12 protein-coding genes and 1 tRNA gene are annotated in these 18,167 nt (G+C 45.7%); 8 read left to right on the plus strand and 5 right to left on the minus strand.

Annotation, left to right across the window (positions count from 1 at the left end):
* Positions 1 to 11 precede the first annotated feature (11 nt).
* The 7 genes from accB (at position 12) to AB5Z01_RS10535 (ending at position 4,959) form a co-directional block, all read left to right on the plus strand.
* The gene (gene accB, locus AB5Z01_RS10505; RefSeq protein ID WP_287215130.1) at positions 12 to 488 is read left to right on the plus strand and encodes an acetyl-CoA carboxylase biotin carboxyl carrier protein; all 477 of its coding nucleotides are present in this window, start codon (positions 12 to 14) and stop codon (positions 486 to 488) included.
* Positions 489 to 508: 20 nt separating this feature from the next.
* Positions 509 to 940, plus strand: coding sequence for a 3-hydroxyacyl-ACP dehydratase FabZ (gene fabZ, locus AB5Z01_RS10510; RefSeq protein ID WP_022288125.1), 432 nt, complete (start codon positions 509 to 511; stop codon positions 938 to 940).
* Positions 941 to 978: 38 nt separating this feature from the next.
* A complete protein-coding gene (locus tag AB5Z01_RS10515) occupies positions 979 to 2,349 on the plus strand; it encodes an acetyl-CoA carboxylase biotin carboxylase subunit (protein WP_038672424.1) in 1,371 nt (456 codons plus the stop codon).
* On the plus strand, positions 2,349 to 3,227 hold the full coding sequence (accD, locus tag AB5Z01_RS10520) for an acetyl-CoA carboxylase, carboxyltransferase subunit beta (protein WP_287215132.1): 879 nt from the start codon (positions 2,349 to 2,351) through the stop codon (positions 3,225 to 3,227). The genes AB5Z01_RS10515 and accD overlap by 1 nt, the downstream gene beginning before the upstream one ends.
* Positions 3,220 to 4,035 (plus strand): acetyl-CoA carboxylase carboxyltransferase subunit alpha, encoded by an 816-nt coding sequence (locus AB5Z01_RS10525; RefSeq protein WP_022288122.1) that lies wholly within the window; start codon positions 3,220 to 3,222, stop codon positions 4,033 to 4,035. The genes accD and AB5Z01_RS10525 overlap by 8 nt, the downstream gene beginning before the upstream one ends.
* Positions 4,036 to 4,145: 110 nt before the next feature.
* Positions 4,146 to 4,379: an acyl carrier protein gene (acpP, locus tag AB5Z01_RS10530; RefSeq protein WP_038672418.1), complete on the plus strand. Its 234-nt coding sequence runs from the start codon at positions 4,146 to 4,148 to the stop codon at positions 4,377 to 4,379.
* Positions 4,380 to 4,554: 175 nt separating this feature from the next.
* Positions 4,555 to 4,959: a bis(5'-nucleosyl)-tetraphosphatase gene (locus AB5Z01_RS10535; RefSeq protein WP_117863409.1), complete on the plus strand. Its 405-nt coding sequence runs from the start codon at positions 4,555 to 4,557 to the stop codon at positions 4,957 to 4,959.
* Between the two features lie 610 nt (positions 4,960 to 5,569).
* On the opposite strand, the gene AB5Z01_RS10540 is transcribed toward AB5Z01_RS10535, so the two are convergent.
* The 4 genes from AB5Z01_RS10540 to AB5Z01_RS10555 all read right to left on the minus strand — a co-directional run bounded on the left by AB5Z01_RS10540 (position 5,570) and on the right by AB5Z01_RS10555 (position 14,776).
* Positions 5,570 to 7,063 (minus strand): sodium:solute symporter, encoded by a 1,494-nt coding sequence (locus AB5Z01_RS10540; RefSeq protein WP_287215140.1) that lies wholly within the window; start codon positions 7,061 to 7,063, stop codon positions 5,570 to 5,572.
* Positions 7,064 to 7,304: 241 nt separating this feature from the next.
* Positions 7,305 to 7,409, minus strand: a complete 105-nt coding sequence (locus tag AB5Z01_RS10545; RefSeq protein ID WP_022288118.1) for a DUF3789 domain-containing protein — start codon at positions 7,407 to 7,409, stop codon at positions 7,305 to 7,307.
* 80 nt (positions 7,410 to 7,489) lie between these two features.
* Complete coding sequence (locus AB5Z01_RS10550; protein WP_195221577.1) at positions 7,490 to 8,638, minus strand: SLC13 family permease; 1,149 nt, start codon at positions 8,636 to 8,638, stop codon at positions 7,490 to 7,492.
* Between the two features lie 369 nt (positions 8,639 to 9,007).
* Entirely contained in the window at positions 9,008 to 14,776 is a 5,769-nt protein-coding gene (locus AB5Z01_RS10555; protein ID WP_287215137.1) for a DUF3320 domain-containing protein, read from the minus strand.
* A gap of 235 nt (positions 14,777 to 15,011) precedes the next feature.
* Between AB5Z01_RS10555 and AB5Z01_RS10560 the strand changes: the two genes are divergently transcribed.
* Positions 15,012 to 17,756, plus strand: a complete 2,745-nt coding sequence (locus AB5Z01_RS10560; protein ID WP_368365525.1) for a glycoside hydrolase family 3 C-terminal domain-containing protein — start codon at positions 15,012 to 15,014, stop codon at positions 17,754 to 17,756.
* A gap of 152 nt (positions 17,757 to 17,908) precedes the next feature.
* On the opposite strand, the gene AB5Z01_RS10565 is transcribed toward AB5Z01_RS10560, so the two are convergent.
* Positions 17,909 to 17,985 (minus strand) — tRNA-Met (locus AB5Z01_RS10565).
* Positions 17,986 to 18,167 lie beyond the last annotated feature (182 nt).

Raw genomic sequence — 18,167 nt, forward strand, 5'->3', positions numbered from 1 at the left:
GAGAAACTGATATGAGCGAAAAAATTTATGGTCAGTTTGACCTTGAAACAATAGAGAAGCTTGCCGATATCGTGAAGAATAAAGACCTCGGTGAGATAACAATAGCTGACGGCGACAAGGTGATAACAGTAAAGGGTAAGAAATGCCCTCCTCCTGCACCAATGGGAATGCCTATGCCAATGGCTGTAGGCACAGCTTCACCTGCTGCCCAGACAACACCAGAAGCGTCGGCAACATCAGCGCCGGTAACAGGCGGCAAGGCAGTTAAAGCCCCTATCGTGGGAACATTCTATGCCGCTCCGTCACCTGATTCAAAGCCGTTCGTAAGCGTTGGCGACAAGATAAAGAAGGGCGACACTATCTTCATTATCGAGTCCATGAAGGTAATGAGCGAAGTACAGAGCGAATTTGACGGCGTGGTAAGAGAGATATGCGTAAACAGCGGCGACGCTGTTGAGTTCGATCAGACCATAATGATACTTGACTAAACTGATTTGGAGGAAAGACAATGGCAGTTGTTTTGAATAAAGAGCAGATCATGGAAATAATCCCTCACCGTGACCCTTTTCTGCTTATCGACGAGGTAAACGAGCTTGAAGTGGGCAAGCGTGTAAAGGCTACAAAGTATATAAAGGCTGAGGACTTTTGGTTCAAGGGACATTTTCCGAACTATCCTGTTACTCCGGGTGTACTTATGGTAGAGATGTGTGCGCAGGCAGGTGCAGTTGCACTGCTTTCACTTCCTGAGAACAAGGGCAAGATAGGTCTGTTCGGCGGCATAAACAACTGTAAGTTCCGTCAGCAGGTAGTGCCTGGTGATAAGCTGGATATCGAGGTGGAGATAATCAAAGTCAAGGGTCCTATCGGTGTTGGAAAGGCACTTGCTTCTGTAAACGGCAAGAAGGCTGTTTCCGCTGAGATAACTTTTGCGATAAAGTAAGGTATCTCTTATTCTAGTCATAATTAGTGAGGCATAATATGTTCAAAAAAGTATTGATAGCGAACAGAGGCGAGATCGCTGTCCGCATTATAAGAGCCTGCCGAGAGCTTGGCATACATACTGTTGCGGTATATTCAACCGCCGACAGAAACGCTCTCCACGCTCAGATAGCAGACGAGGCAGTTTGCATAGGTCCTGCACCAAGCAAGGACAGTTATCTTAATGTCAGGGCGATAATCTCCGCCTGCGAGATAACAGGTGCAGACGCTATCCACCCGGGCTTTGGCTTTCTGTCTGAAAATCCGTCCTTTGCGAGAATGTGCGAAAAGTGCGGCATAACTTTCATAGGACCAAGAGCCGAGTCTATTGAAATGCTTGGCGATAAAGCGCAGGCAAAGGAAACAATGAAAGAAGCAGGCGTGCCTGTTATAATGGGTTCAGACGGCGCTATCTCCAATATCCATGCGGCGCATACCCTTGCAAGAGATCTTGGCTACCCTGTTATGGTAAAGGCTTCAGCAGGCGGCGGAGGACGTGGCATAAGGATCGTTCACTCCGACGACGAGCTTGAAGCGCAGATGACCGCCGCAAAGCAGGAAGCTCTTGCCTGCTTCGGCAATGACGAGATCTATATCGAGAAATTCATAGAAGACCCTAAGCATATCGAGATACAGATACTTGCGGATAATTACGGCGACGTTATCTATCTGGGCGAGCGTGACTGCTCCATGCAGAGAAGAAATCAGAAAGTCCTCGAGGAAGCCCCTTCCCCTGCAAGCTTTATGAATGAGGAGCTTCGTGCGAAAATGGGCAAAGCCGCTTGTACAGCCGCTAAGGTCTGCGGCTATAGGAACGCAGGCACTATTGAGTTCCTCGTGGATAAAAACGGCGAGTTCTATTTCATGGAAATGAACACCCGTATACAGGTGGAACACCCTATCACAGAGGCCGTCACAGGCGTTGACCTTGTAAAGCAACAGCTCCTTATCGCATCAGGACAGAGATTGTCTATAAAGCAGGAGGATATAAAGCTGACAGGTCATGCAATAGAGTGCCGTATAAATGCGGAAAATCCGCTTCTTGATTTCAGACCGTCACCGGGCAGGATAAAGTCGCTCTTTATCCCCGGAGGTCCTGGAATAAGAGTAGATACCGCAGTTTATCAGGGCTATGAGATACCGCCTTATTACGATTCCATGATAGGCAAGCTCATCGTTCACGGTAAGAATAGAGAAGAAGCTATTGCAAAAATGACATGGGCGCTGTCTGAGTTTATCGTGGACGGTGTTGCAACCAATGTTGATTTCCAGCTCAAGCTTATAAGACGCCCGGAGTTTTTAGAGGGCAATTACGATAACGGTTTTCTTAACCGTACCGACATTTTGGCAGATGAGAGGAGTAAGGAATAATGCTTGAAGATCTGTTTTCTGTCGTTAAAGTAAGATTTAACGGCGATAAGGCGGACGATGACAAGAAAAAGACCGATATCCCAAAGGGTCTGCTTTTCAAGTGTCCAAGATGCAGAAACGTCACTTTTATGGAGGAGTTTCAGGCAAACGGCAAGGTTTGTCCTCACTGTAACTATCATTCAAGACTTACCGCAAAAGAACGTCTTGATATCACCATAGATAAGGGTAGCTTTGAGGAATTTGATAAGGATATGGTATCAAAAAATCCTATAGATTTCCCTGACTATGAAGCAAAACAGCAGGCTTTGAGAGAAAAGACCGGTCTTAAAGACGCCGTTATCACAGGAAAGGCTGCCATAAGAGGCGAGAAGATAGTTATAATCGTTATGGATTCCAACTATATTATGGCTTCCATGGGCAGCGTTGTGGGCGAAAAGATAACACGAGCTATCGAATACGCCACCGCAAATAAGCTCCCTGTTATCGCATTCACAGCTTCAGGCGGAGCAAGAATGCAGGAGGGTATAGTTTCCCTTATGCAAATGGCGAAAACAAGCGGTGCTGTGGCTAGACATAATCAAGCAGGTCTGCTTTATATCGCAGTTATGACAGACCCTACCACAGGCGGAGTAACAGCTTCCTTTGCGTCACTGGGCGATATCATAATCGCTGAGCCAAAGGTGCTTATCGGATTTGCAGGCAGACGTGTTATAGAGGGTACTATCAAGCAGAAACTCCCTGACGATTTCCAGTCTGCCGAGTTCATGCTTGAAAACGGCTTTGTTGATATGATAGTTGAGCGAAAGAAAATGAGAAGAGTTCTCGCTCATATACTCAGACTTCATAAGCCAGCAAAGGAGGTGTCCTCAAATGAGTGAGCTGACAGCTTGTCAAAGACTTGATATAATCAGACACAAGGGCAGACCTACTGCCAAGGACTATATCCCTCTTATATTCGACGATTTCTTTGAGATGCACGGAGACAGACTTTTTGGTGATGACGGTGCTGTTATGGGCGGCATAGCCTATTTTAAGGGCATACCTGTTACAGTTATCGCAGAGGTAAAGGGCAGAGATCTTGCAGAAAATCAGAAGTGCAATTTCGGTATGCCCCACCCTGAGGGCTATAGAAAGGCTCTCAGGCTTGCAAGGCAGGCTGAGAAGTTCCATAGACCTGTTATATGCCTTGTAGATACAGCAGGCGCATTCTGCGGCGTAGAAGCTGAGAAGCGTGGTCAGGGCGAAGCGATAGCCAAAAACATCATGGAGTTCATGACCCTCAAGACTCCTGTTATCTCCATAATACTCGGAGAAGGCGGCTCGGGAGGAGCGCTGGCTCTTGCAGTGTGCGATGAGCTTGCAATGCTTGAAAACGCTATCTATTCGGTAATATCACCGAGAGGCTTTGCAAGTATCCTGTGGAAGGATTCCACAAGGGAGCGTGAAGCCTGCGATATAATGAAGATAACCGCCGAGGATCTTACAAGACTTGGCGTGTGCGACCATATAATTTCCGAAGCCGACGGCGGCGCACATAACGACCCACAGCTCACTGCGGAGAATATCTCTGACTATATTGAGGGAGCTTTGAAAAGAAAATTGCAAAAAGGTCTTGACGAATTGCTTGAGGGGCGTTATAATAAGTTTAGAACTGTGGGCGAGTTTGAGGAAAGTTCGCAGGAATGAGTTTTTTTGATGATCATGCCGAATGATTTGCCGACTTATGAGCGGCGGCGGCTGACATAAATGCTGCGCTGAGCGGCAGACCCAGTAAAGTACAGAATGGAGGTAAAGTAATGGTATTTGATAAGATCAAGGACATTATCGTAGAGCAGCTCGATGTTGAAGAGGACGCAGTAACTATGGAGGCTTCTATCACAGAGGATCTCGGCGCTGACTCACTGGACGTAGTTGACCTTGTAATGAGCATCGAGGAGAGCTTTGATGTAGAGATCCCTGATGAAGAGGTCGAGAACATCAAGACTGTTGGCGATATTGTTAAGTATATCGAGAACAAGGTTGAGGAATAATCTTTGACTGTTTCAAAAAGCTGTGCTTTTGCACGGCTTTTTTTATTTTACCTGATTTGTGGAATATGCACAAAATGGGAGTATATTTATTAAAGGGTATAGACAAATGAGGGCTGTTGTGATATAATTAAATCAATGAGTAAATATTGGGGCTAAGCTCCGGAAAGGAAAAATGATGCTGCATGAAAAATCCTGCGGTGCTATCGTTTACAGAAAGTATCACGGCAACACCGAGATACTGCTGATAAAGCATATCAACAGCGGTCATTGGTCATTCCCAAAGGGTCACGTTGAAGGCGATGAAACAGAGGAAGAAACTGCCAAGCGTGAGATCATGGAGGAAACGGGGATAGACGTAAATCTTGATACCACGTTTCGGGAGATAGTGTCCTATTCACCAAGGAAGGACACGCAGAAGATCGTTGTCTACTTTATCGGCAAAGCAAAGAACACCGACTACACTCCTCAGGAAGAGGAGATCGCAGACATACGCTGGGTCGAGATAGGCAGGGCAGGACAGGTCCTGTCTTACGAAAACGACCGCTGTATTGTAAACAAGGCGAAGAAATTTATAATCTGAAAAGAGTTCCATAAAATGCGTTCAGGTGTTGAACGGTGTTTTATGGAACTTTTTGCTGTCTGTATACACATTAATAATGTGTACCCCCCAAAGTTAGTTCAGGTAGGAAAACGGGCGAACACTGTTCGCCCCTACAGTGGATATTATACAAAATTCATGTGGTCAATTTGTGCAAACAAATGATTTATGATTTAATTTGGCAATAATCCATTAATTGTTGCATTTTTTATGCAACAAAAAGAGCATTTTTCAGGGATAAGTAGAAGGCGTCTTAGATACTTGCGGGCACGTACAAGCCCTGTGACTTAGTGAATACGATGAGAGATTCTGGAACAGGCTGTAGAGTACTTGTATCAGGACGTGGGCGTGCATTGTGATATTTTGTGTATACAAAACCTAGGGCATAATACCCAGTGTCATACTCCGAATGCAACTTGAAAATTGAATAAAAAAGGCTAAAACCCACGGCAACAAAATCGTAGGGGCGAACACCGTTCGCCCGCTTGTTTTGTCGTTTCGCTCACTATATCATTTGCATTATCCGCACAAAAAAACAGGAACGAACAAAGTCCGTCCCTGTCTGCGTTTCAATTATGTAAGCGATGTGAAATCATATTTCGCTGTCATTATAGCACTCGAACACCTTTTCAGCATGAGCCTTGTCAGCGTCGCTCTGCCTTGTGATAAGGCTAACGATAGGTACAAGAACAAGTCCGAAAAGCATTGCAAATGCGCCTGCGTTGATAGGCGAGGCAAGGTTTATGCCCCAAAGTGTTCCTGTGTGTCCTGCAAGGGTGTAGTATGCCATGTGTATTACTGTTATGCCTACTCCTGCGATAAAGCTTGCCATGCAGGCCGCCTTTGTTACGCCCTTCCAGAAAAGTCCGTACATAAACGGCGCAAGAAATGCTCCTGCAAGTGCGCCCCATGAGATAGACATGAGAGTTGAAATTACTGTCTGTGGATTTTCAAGAGTGATTATTGCAAGCACAACTGAGATGATAAGAAATACGGCAATGAAAATTCTCATTGTGATAAGCTGTTTTTTCTCGTCCATTTTTTCTTTCATTATAGGCTTGATAAGGTCGATCGTCAAAGTGGAGCTTGATGTAAGCACAAGCGATGAAAGTGTTGACATTGAAGCCGAAAGCACAAGAACGATAACAAGTCCGAAAAGCAGTGAAGGAAGCTTTTCCATCATAGTCGGAACTATTCCGTCAAAACCGCCCTCTGGAAGTCCGTCAGCGCTCTTGACAAAAAGTCTGCCGAAGCCACCAAGGAAGTAACAGCCGCCTGCTACCACTACTGCAAAGAATGTGGATACTATAGTTCCTGTCTTGATAGCCTTGTCGTCTTTTATTGCATAGAATTTCTGCACCATTTGCGGAAGTCCCCATGTGCCGAGAGATGTAAGAATAACAACGCCTGCAAGGTTTATAGGGTCAGGGCCGAATAGTGACGAATATGCACCCTTGTCGCCATTTGCGTCAGGAATATCACCAAGCAGGTCAAGAGAATTTCCAAGGCCACCGTTTTCGCCAAGCACTGCAAGAACTACCGCCGCAATGCCTACAAGCATTACTATTCCCTGAATAAAATCGTTCAGTGCTGTAGCCTTGTAGCCGCCCATGATAACATACACCGCAGTGAAAACTGCCATGCCGATTATACAATATTTGTAAGGAATACCAAAGCCCTTCTCAAAAAGTCTTGACAAGCCGTTGTAGACCGAAGCCGTATAAGGGATAAGGAATACGAACACGATAAGTGCCGAAACTATCTTCAAAGGCTTGCTGTTGTATCTCTTTTCAAAATACTCAGGCATGGTCTTTGCCTCAAGATGCTTTGACATTATCCTTGTACGTCTGCCCAAAACTTTCCATGCAAGCCATGAGCCTATGACGGCGTTTCCAATTCCTACCCATGTGGAAGCCACACCGTAATTCCAGCCGAATTTTCCTGCGTAGCCTACAAAAATTACTGCCGAGAAGTATGAAGTTCCGTATGCAAAGGCTGTGAACCATGCTCCAAGACCTCGTCCTCCCAGTACAAAATCATTGACGCTTGCCGATTTTCTGCGGTAATAAACACCTATGCCTATCATAAGTGCAAGGTATAATACCAATACTATCCACCTTGCTGTCAATCCAATACACTCCTTTTACTTCATGTGTCGCTTTAAAGCTTTTATGCTTTTGCGTTTTTACTTGCTAAAGTACAATGATACTATTATAGTACAAAGCGGAGTATTTGTCAATACGGACAGGCATAAAAAAAGCCACCGCAAAGGGAAATTTTGCGGCAGCTTTTTTGGTGAAAATCACGAAGTTTACCTGTGTAAAACATCATCGTTCATCATGACGGTCGCTTTCGCCTGCGGTGATACAAAGGCACATTGTCACAACGCCCACAAAACCGCCTACCAGCGTTCCTGCAAAAAATTCAAGCATAAAAACACCTCCTGCTGATAGTGTGGGCATTTAGCGAAAATGTTATGCAGATAAAGTGGGCAGGGTATAGAAAACTTATTTCAGTATGCGATCTTTACAGTCAGAGCCATTACAGCGAGAAAAGCGATGTTTGCGGCTGTGAAATATGCGAAATATCTGCCTTTGATATGGGGGTGGCTGCGGCATATCTGCTTGTAGGATATAAGGCTTGCCATGGAGGCGATAAGAGTGCCAAGGCCGCCTATGTTCGTTCCTATTATAAGTGCGTTCAGCTTGTTGGTGAAGCCTGAAAGGAGTATAGCGCATGGAACGTTGCTTATTATCTGACTTGCGGCAACGGCAATAAAAAGCTCGTGACCGTTTATTATGCTGCTGAGTACACTGCGGAAAATCTCTACTCTGCCCATATTTCCGATAAAGATGAAAAATCCGCAGAATGTAAGAAGCAGTGAGTAATCAACTGTTTTAAGAACGTTTCTGTCAGCAATGGCAGAGAAAGCAAGTGCGCAGAGGGCTGTTATCTGCCATGGGATAAGCCTTGCAACTGTAAGCAGGCAAAGGACAAAAAGCAGGACGTATCCTGAAAGCTTTGTCTTGTCTTTAGTCGAATATGTATCGAAGTTTTCAGCAGTTATATCTGTCTTGACAGACAGTTTTCCTGACTTTTTACACAATGCAAGCGTCCACAGAAAAAGCATCGCTCCTGCAACAATAGTAAAGGGAAGCATAAGTACAAGAAAATCTTCCAGCTTCATATCTGATACACCAAAAAGGTATAGATTCTGGGGATTGCCTATAGGCGTGAGCATACTGCCAAGATTTGCGGCAATGGTCTGCAGAACGACAATGGGTATGAGAAGCTTGCTGCCTGATTCACCGAGAGTTGAGAGGGCGGTGAGAGTGAGGGGAACAAAGGTCAGAAGTGAAACGTCATTTGTTATGAACATACTTGAAAAGAAGCAAAGCCCCACAAGCACTATGGAAAGCTGAAATGCGGTATTGACTTTGCTTATGATAAATTTTGCACTGCGTTCAAAAATGCCAAGACCTTTGCAGCCCTCGGTCACTGTCATAAGAGAGAACAGAAGTCCAAGTGTTCGGAAGTCGATATAACTTGCATATGCTTTGTCAGGTGTGACGAAAAATGCAGATATAACGGCTAAGAGCATTGCCACTATCAGTACGGTTTCTTTTTTTGCAAAGGCGATCGTTTTGTTTATGTTTTTCATTTTATCATTTCCTGTCGTTTATTCATATGATAAAATTATATCATGAAAATGATATTATTACAAGATTTTGAGCTGCTTTAAGAAAAAAACTTGACAAGTTTAAATAACCATGTTATGAAAGAGAAAAAGAAAAGTTCTTTTGCACTTCTTGAAATGGTGTTTTATATCGCTGCGCTAATGTGTTCTCACAAGGCAGCGTTCAGGGTGCAGGCTAACATGAGAGTGAGCCTGAGGCGCTTAAAAAGGCTAACGGTATCTACAAGCACATGGTTGAGATGCAGCTTTGTTCGGAGAAATGGAAATACTGATATGAATAGAAACCACCGCTGGGAGGAAAGCTCTCGGCGGTGGTTTTGGTTTGTTTGCGTATTATTTTGCGGAGATGTTTCCGCTTTCTGATTTTTTGATAAGACCTGCGGTGAGAGCTTTTTTCAGGGTGTAGCTTATTACGCTCTCCGTTGTTCCTACGGCTCTTGTGTAGCCGAATTTCTTGGCTGTTTCTCTTACGAGGTCGGTTTCTGAAAGGCTTATCTGCTGGCAAAGCACTTCTTTCACGGCGTTTATTATCTCCTCGGAGGGGATATCCTCCATGCTTCGCTTGTTGGTATCGTCGCTTGTGCGATAGATAGAATAGCTTTCAGGGGATTGCCCCTCTTTCCAAAGGAAAACTCTGTTTTCATCGGCTGTGGCGAATGGTGAAACGCCTTGTGCGGCATCGGCAAAGATGCTTTCCACTCTTGAGCCGCTTCGTGTTATGCCCCATGCGGTGAAAACTTTTCTCATGAAAAGCTTCTCACTTATTGGTGCTTCGACAGCGATCATCTTTTCGGCTGTTTCCCTTATTTTCTGCTTGTTTTCGGGCTTATAAAAGTCATCAGATGTACCCATTATGCCAATATCTGCGGTCACATAGGGCTGTGCAAAGGCTGATGTGAGGGCGGAAGCTTCTTCTTTTTCAAACTGCGATGTGGAATAGACGGCAGGCTTTGAGGGGGGAGCGGTTTCGGCTTCATGCTTTGGTGCGCTGTCTATGGCGGCTTTTATGTTTTTAAGCACTCGGTCCTTATCGTCAAACCAATCGAGCGTCCACACTCTCAGGATATTCCAGCCAAGACCGTTAAGCACGCTTGGCTGTAGGATAAATCTATCCTGTGCGGTTGAGCTGTGGAGAGTGTTTTCACCATCAAGGAGTATGCCCAAGAGATACTCATTTTCGTTGTCAGGGTCGATTATGCCGATATCAACTTTGAACTCGGAGCTTCCGATGTTGCATTTTACCCCATAGCCAAGCTCTTTTATGGCTTTTGCGATACACTCTGTTACAGTGCTGTCGCTTGTGCTTTTTGTGGTGCTGTGGGCTGTTACGGCAAGCTTTCCACGCTCGGCAAACTCCAGGAAGCCTTTAAGTCCTGCAACGCCCTCGGAACGTGTTCTTGAAAGGTCTATCTGCTCAGGACGGAGGACAGAGTAGACTATCATGGCTTTTCTTGCACGGGATATTGCTACATTAAGTCTTCGCCAGCCGCCGTCACGGTTGAGAGGGCCGAAGTTCATTGAAACTTGTCCCTTTTCGTCAGGACCATAGCCGACGGAGAAGAGTATAACGTCACGTTCGTCGCCCTGGACGTTTTCAAGGTTTTTGATGAAGACCGGCTCTGGTGACTTTCTGTCAAGCTCTTCAAGCTCAGGGTGGTTTGCCCACTCTTCGCAGAGCATATCGTCAATGAGATTTTGCTGAACGGAGCTGAATGTTACAACACCTATGCTGTCATTGCGGAGCTTTTCATCGCTCATTCGTCTTATTATCTCGTCAACAACGGCTCTTGCTTCCGCCTTGTTCTGCTTTGTTCTGCCCTTGTCATAGTGACCCTCGGGGTGGATAATGCTCACCTTTGAAATGAGGTCGTTATGGGACGGAAATGTGAGAAGCTTATTGTCATAATATTTCATGTTGCTGTAGGCAATAAGGCTCTCGTGGCGTGAACGATAATGCCATTTGAGATACTGCTGCGGCATGGAGATAGCAAGGCAATCGTCAAGGAGGCTTTCAAGGTCTTCTTTTTCGCTGTTTTCTTCGTCTATCCGATTTGAGGAGAAGAAGTTTGTTGGTGGGAGCTGTTTAGGGTCGCCCACAATAACAACGTTCTCGCCCCTTGCGATAGTGCCTGCGGCTTCGGCTGTTGGCAGCTGTGAAGCTTCGTCAAAGATAACAAGGTCGAATTTCGGGAATGACGGGTCTATATACTGTGCAACTGATATGGGGCTCATGAGCATACAAGGGCAGAGCTTGCGGAGAAGATTTGGTATCTTATCGAAAAGGCTTCTAAGTGACATCATTCTGCCGTTGCTCTTTATGGCACGTTTGAGTATGCCCATTTCAGAGGTGGAAGCGCAGGCTGAGCCTTGGGCAGGTATTTTTGCGGAAAGACGAGCCAAAAGCTCCTGTATAGTCAGGCGTGAGAATTTATCGAGAGTGTCTTTGAACTGTGTGATAAGGTCGTTTGCACTGTTACTGCTGAACTGGCTAAGACGTTTATCACTGTTTATTATCATAAGTGCAAGCTGATAGTTTAGCGTGCAGGAGAATGCTTTTTCTACGTTTTCGCTGTCAACATTGCCTGTGCGGTAGCTTTCGCTGACGCCTGAAAGTCCGTTGTCTGAAAGCTCTTTGTCAACGCTGTTGAACTGGGCGGCGTATCTAAGCTTATCGGCGTTTTCGGCATAGGTATTAAGCTTTTCTGCAGATAAGTCAAGCCAATCTGCACTTGCTTCTATGGCGGTCATGTTGGCTGAGAAGCTGTCCTCAAAGGCTGAAAGCTTTTCAAGGAACGAGTAGAGAGCCTGTCCTTCAGAAGTGCAGTTTGCTTTTCCGATAGTCTGAGCCATTTGTGCAGGGTCAGCACCCGCTTTCTGCTTAATGGCATTCATAATGCTGTCGGTTTTTGAAACGGCTTTTTCAAGGGCATTCCAATCGGTCTGCTCGTTCATGTAAATACCTGTGAGAAGCGCTGTTACATCTGACGGCAGGCTTCGCAGGAAGTCTTTCTTTTCGCTTATGGTGCAAAGCTTATCGAGAATTTCACCAAGGTTTGCTTTTGTAACGGAAGCAGGGTCTTTGGCGTGGAGCTTTATTCCCTTTGTGAGCTTTCCAAGCTTCATGGCTTTTGGCAAAAACCAGCTTTGCTCTGCCTGCTTATAGAGCATTTTCGATTCTGACGCAGGAAGGTCAAAAATGCTTTTTTCAAAATGGCTGAGGATATCGGTGCAGAGAGCGGTATACTCTTTTCCTACGGCAAGAGTATCTTTGATCTTTTGCAGGGTGATATCATAGTGAGGTGCGCAGAGAAGTCCGTCAAGAAGTTCACCGTCAGCGGTGGAAGCTTTGTATATGTCAGAAAGCATTATTACTGCTGTCTTGTCAAGGTCGCCGCTGTAGCTATAAGCCTGTGCGAGAGTTTGTGCGCACTGAGAGGAAGCGATGGCTTTTTGGGCAAGGTCGGCGGCTTCGGTGTGGAACTTGTCACGCTGTTCCATAGAATATGATGTAATGCCGATATCTTTAAGTGGGAAATCGGCAAAGTCGCCTGTTTCGGCTATGGCTATTGAATATCTATGCACAAGGTCGCTGAAGCGGTCGAGAGTTTCCTTTGCTATGTTTGTGAAGATATCTTTTGAAACTGATATTTTGTCTTTTTCGGATATACTGCGCTCATAGGCTGATATAGCTTCATAAAGGGTCACACCACAGTTACGCTTTTCGTGAAGTGCGGTTATGGTATCGTTGAGCTGGGCTTTCTGAGCTTTGAGCCTTGCGGCTTCGGCTGAATACTCCTCTGGAGATTTTATTTTGCCCACTTCAAGGGCTTTGTCAAGCTCTGCAAGGACAGTGGTCTTGTTTGTTTTATTGGAGTGGAGTTCAAGGCAGAACGGGTCAAGCCCTAGGTTTGCAAGACGTTTCTGCACCACGTTGAGGGCTGCCATTTTTTCGGCAACGAACAGCACGCTTTTATCATTATAGAGTGCGTTTGCTATCATATTTGTGATAGTCTGAGATTTTCCTGTTCCCGGAGGGCCGTGAAGGACAAAGCTTTGTCCACTTCCTGCTGCGGCAATGGCGGCAAGCTGTGAGGAGTCTGCACTCATTGGCACTGCCATGTTTTCAAGGTCAAGGTCGGAATCTATATTCTCAGGGGTTATGCTTATATCCTCGGGGGCATAGGTGAGAGAGCCAGCCATAAGGCTGGACACCACCTTGTTTTGGCTTATCTCCTCTGAGCGGTTGCGAAGGTCGTTCCACATTACGAACTGGCTGAACGAGAACAGACCGATAAAGGCATATTCCTCGATGTTCCAACGCTTTTTGCCCATGACCGCCTGACGGATAGTATTGAAAACAAGTGGCAGGTCTATGCCGTGTTCGTCAAGTGGGAGAGGGTCAAGACCTGTGATACTGATGCCATGGTCTTGGCGGAGATATTCAAGAAGCGTGACGTTTATCTGAGTTTCTTCCTGTCTGCTCCTTATTATATAGCCCTTATTGCGTGTGTTGCGGACGATATCTATAGGGATAAGCACCAAAGGGGCATAGCGTGGCTTTTCGGAAAGGTCGCTTTCATACCAGCGGAGAAGTCCCAGAGCGAGGAAGAGAGTGTTGCTGCCGTTTTCCTCCATGCTCACCTTTGCGGAGCGGTAGAGGCTTTTAAGGGCGGCGTCAAGGTCGGCTTCATTAAGGAACGTTCTTATGCGGTTGTTTTTGAACTCGTTCTCGGCGATATTTGTCACAAGGTCCTTTTCGTTCTCGATAGCGAATATTTTTGCGTCACGAGTGGAAACTGTCCACTCGGTAGGTATTTCCATGATACGGAAGTCACTTCCGCTTGCAAGCTCGTCCTCAAGCTTTCCAAGGTCTGCGGTCATAAGCTGCATGGTGTTCTTTGTGACACGGAAGTTCAAAAGAGAATTTCGCAGGCTGAAATCAAGGAGCTTTCTTTCCCATATGCGCATTTTTGTGACGGGCTTATCGTTGCCCTCTGCCACTTTGCCAAGAAGCGAGCTGTTAAGCTCGGAGGGGGCGAGAATCTCTTTTGGCTTGTCGGATCCTTCTGCAAGCTGCAGACCTGAATAGGTTTGCTCGGGACGCAGTGGGATAGGTCTTATGCCACTTCCACGGGTGCGGATAATGTCTATTACGCACTGAAATTCCATGTTGCTTATATGGTCTTTGCCGTGTTTCATGGCATGGTCAAAACGCTCGACATCGTGAACATTGCTGTCAACAAAGTCTGTACACTCCACAAGGAGCATTTCTTCGGCATTTTCTGCAATGCGCTTTTCAATGGCGGAAACATCGTCAACGCAACAATCTGCGAAAGTTTCGTTTTCAAGCCAACAGCCGCAGAATGCGTGACCTGTCATGAAAAACAGCAGAGGGTGAAGTCCCACCGCTTCAAGGCAGGCGGCATAAAGCACCGCAAGGTCAAGACAAGTGCCCATTTTTTGCTCCAAGACCTTATGCGGCAGGCGTATCCTCTGACCTATGACTTCATAGCTTGCAGGGGGATCGTTGTAGACTATTTTCTGCTGAACAATGGCGGCAAAAATTGCTGCCATTTGAAGCTTCACGTTGTTTGGGTTGTTGGTCTGATAGCCTGTGAAAGAGGGGTCGCCTTTCCACTTTTTCAGGAACGTGGAAGCGTCATGAATGACTGGGGAGAGCGCAGGGTGATTTGGCGTAACAAATGCGGCTATCATCTCAGGCATTATGTTCAAACCGCTCCACTGATCGCAGGCGAGAAGCTCTATAGTGTTCTGATAGGTGAAGATATTTTCACCATTTTGAAGCACCTCAATGGTGATATTGCCCACCATTTTTTCTGTAAGAGAGAAAAGAAGATCTGTGTTGGTAGATATCCTCACGGGGGATATTTCGGCAGAACTTTTTGCGGGGATAGAGCCGATATGATATGTAAATTCCTTTGCAAACTCAGGCTCAAAGGTTATTTTAAGTCCGATATTCTCAAGGGCCTCCTCTGAGTTGTTATTTACTACAAGACTTCTTATGACAGGGACATAGTTTTGCTGCATAGCAAAGTTTATAGATGCGTTTATGTGTCCGCCGACAGTGACGATATTATCCACTTTTACCCCTCCGATAATAATTTTTTTAATAAGGAACACCGAACAAAAAGCGTGCGGTACAGTCACATATACTCATTATAGCACAAATAAACACATTGTGCAATATTTTTCCTTAGGACAGGATATGCTATATAAAAAGTAAACCCATTGTTCATAGTATCTTTATTGAATAGGTGGGAGGGTTGTGCTATAATACACTTTGAAATTCAATAGAAAATTTGGAAAGGTGAAAGCTATGGAAAGAATACTTGATTGGAACAAATATCTTGATACTGCGGCGAAAATGGTTTCTGAGGGAATCGTTATGCTCAAAAATGAAAATAATGCTCTGCCTCTTGATACAGACAAAGAGGTGGCTGTTTTCGGACGCATACAGTTTCATTATTATAAAAGTGGAACAGGTTCGGGAGGAATGGTGAACGTTACTAAGGTAGTGAACATTCTGGACGGGCTTATTGATAACGGTATAAAGGTCAATGAGAAGCTTCTTGACACATACAGAAAATGGGACAAGGAAAACCCATTCGACTTAGGCGAGGGCTGGGGCGGAGAGCCGTGGTCGCAGAAAGAGATGCCACTTGACGAGGGGCTTGTCAAAGAAACTGCAAAAAGCTGTGAAACTGCCATTGTGATAATAGGCAGGACGGCAGGCGAGGAGCAGGACAACAGGCTGGAGGCAGGCTCTTATTTGCTAAGCGATGACGAGATAGAAATGCTCACGGTGGTGAGGGAGCATTTCAAAAAAGTTGTTTTGCTTCTCAACGTGGGAAATATCATCGATATGAATGACATAAACAGAATTGCCCCTGACGCTGTGCTTTATGTTTGGCAGGGGGGAATGACAGGCGGAAAGGGTACAGCAGACGTTTTGACAGGAAAGGTCAGCCCAAGCGGAAAGCTTCCTGACACTATCGCATACAAGGCGTCGGACTACCCTTCGGACGCTAATTTCGGCAGGGAGGAAAACAGGGATATTTACGCTGAGGATATTTATGTGGGATATCGCTATTTTGAAACTTTTGCTAAAGAAAAGGTGCTTTATCCGTTCGGATTTGGCCTTTCTTACACTGCGTTTGAGATAAAGACGGAAAAGGCTGAGATAACAGAGGGAGCTGTGAAGCTTTCTGTATCGGTGAAAAATATCGGTTCTTACAAGGGCAAAGAGGTAATAGAGGTCTACTGCGAAGCTCCGCAGGGAAGGCTCGGAAAGGCGGCTAGAGTGTTTTGCGGCTTTGAAAAGACCAGGGAGCTTGTACCACAGGAAGAGCAGGTGGTTGAGATAGCGGTAGATATTGCAAAGCTTGCTTCTTATGACGATTCGGGTGTGACGGGCAACAAGTCATGCTATGTGTTTGAAGCAGGGGAATATAAATTCTATGTGGGCAGTGACGTGAGAAGTGCTGAATATGCTTGCAGTTTTGAGCAGGGTGAGGATCTGGTAACAGAAAGGCTCACTCAGTCGCTTGCTCCTGTGGAGAGTTTTGAGAGGATAAAGCCTGTTTGCGAGGGCGGAGCTTTCAGCATTGGCAGAGAGGCTGTGCCTGTATCTGAGGTAGACGAAAGTGCAAGGCGTTTGGAGAAGCTTCCGAAAGAGATAGCATACACTGGTGACAAGGGCATAAAGCTTTGGGACGTTAAGAACGGCAAGAACACAATGGACGAATTTATTGCACAGCTTTCAGACTATGACCTTTCCTGCATTATAAGGGGCGAGGGCATGGGAAGCCCTAGGGTCACTGCTGGTACGGCTTCGGCGTTCGGGGGAGTGTCGGAAAATCTCAATGGTTTTGGCATACCTGCTGGCTGCTGTTCGGACGGTCCGTCGGGCATGAGACTTGACTGCGGCACAAAGGCTTTCAGCCTGCCGAACGGCACTATGATAGCTTCTTCGTTCAACAAGAAGCTTACAAGTGAGCTTTTCACTTTTATGGGGCTTGAAATGGCGGCTAACAAGGTGGATTGTCTGCTTGGCCCTGGAATGAACATTCACAGACACCCTTTGAACGGCAGAAACTTTGAGTATTTCTCGGAAGATCCTTTTCTTACGGGCAAAATGGCGACGGCTGAGTTAAAGGGCATGGCTGGTGCAGGGGTGACAGGTACGATAAAGCACTTCTGTGCGAACAATCGTGAGACAAACAGGCATTTTATCGACTCGGTGGTATCGGAAAGAGCACTCAGGGAGATATATCTAAAGGGTTTTGAGATAGCGGTAAAAGAGGGAGGAGCTTCCTCTGTTATGACCACATATGGCAGAGTAAACGGCTTGTGGACAGCAGGAAACTTTGACCTTAACACAGTGATACTTCGTGAGGAATGGGGCTTCAAGGGCTTCACCATGACGGACTGGTGGGCGAACATAAACGTTCGTGGAAAAGAGCCTGACAAGACGGATTTTGCAGCTATGGCCAGGGCGCAGAACGATGTTTACATGGTTTGTCCTGACGGAGAAAAGAATGACGATAACACGCTTGCTGCCCTTGAAAATGGCGGTATAGAGAGGTGTGAGCTTCAGAGAAATGCGGAGAACATATGCGGATTTCTTCTTCACACTAATGCTCTTAAGCGTGCGGAGGGTATTGGAGATACTGTCAAGGTGATAAACCGAGAGGACGAGGAGCAGGAGGACGACAAGCCTGTACAGTTTTATAAGGTGGACCGTGACATAACTCTTGACCTTAGTGATGTTGACACAAAGAAAGGCACCTCCTACAGTTTTGCCCTTGACCTTTCAAACTTCGGTATTTACAGGGTGATAGTCACGGCAAGCTCTACGCAGAGTGAGCTTGCGCAGATACCTATGACGCTGTTCAGCATGGGTACTGCGGTGGGTACGTTCACTTTTAATGGCACAGGTGGAAAGGCTGTTTCAATGGAAAAGAAAACGCCTATGTTCTCACGCTTCACAACTTTCAGGATATACTTTGCACAGAATGGGCTTGACCTGCACGGTATCAGGTTTGAGCTGATGGACGAGTAACGTTGATTTAAGGCTGACGTTATGTTTTGTGCAAGTGAATAAACAGCAAGATCGGTCAGTAGATCCAAAATGGGATTACTGGCCGATCTTTTTGTGGTATTTGTCGGTGATTTGGGCATAAAAAAAGGACTATCAAACGATAGTCCTAAAATTGGTTGCGGGAGCTGGATTTGAACCAACGACCTTCGGGTTATGAGCCCGACGAGCTACCGAACTGCTCCATCCCGCGATATTTTACTGCTTTTTTACTGCTCTCTCCTGAGTGCTTATTTATTATATCACAAATGAATGTGAATGTCAATACCTTTTTTGCAATTTTTTTATTTTGACTGAAATGTAGGTTTGTCAATCATATTGGACACTATTATTAAGAAATTCGATAGGCGAAAACCATTTGAGGGGACGCATAGG

It is taken from the genome of Ruminococcus sp. RTP21359st1_H3_RTP21359_211015, from assembly GCF_040909065.1.
In the GTDB taxonomy this organism is placed as follows: domain Bacteria; phylum Bacillota; class Clostridia; order Oscillospirales; family Ruminococcaceae; genus Hominimerdicola; species Hominimerdicola aceti.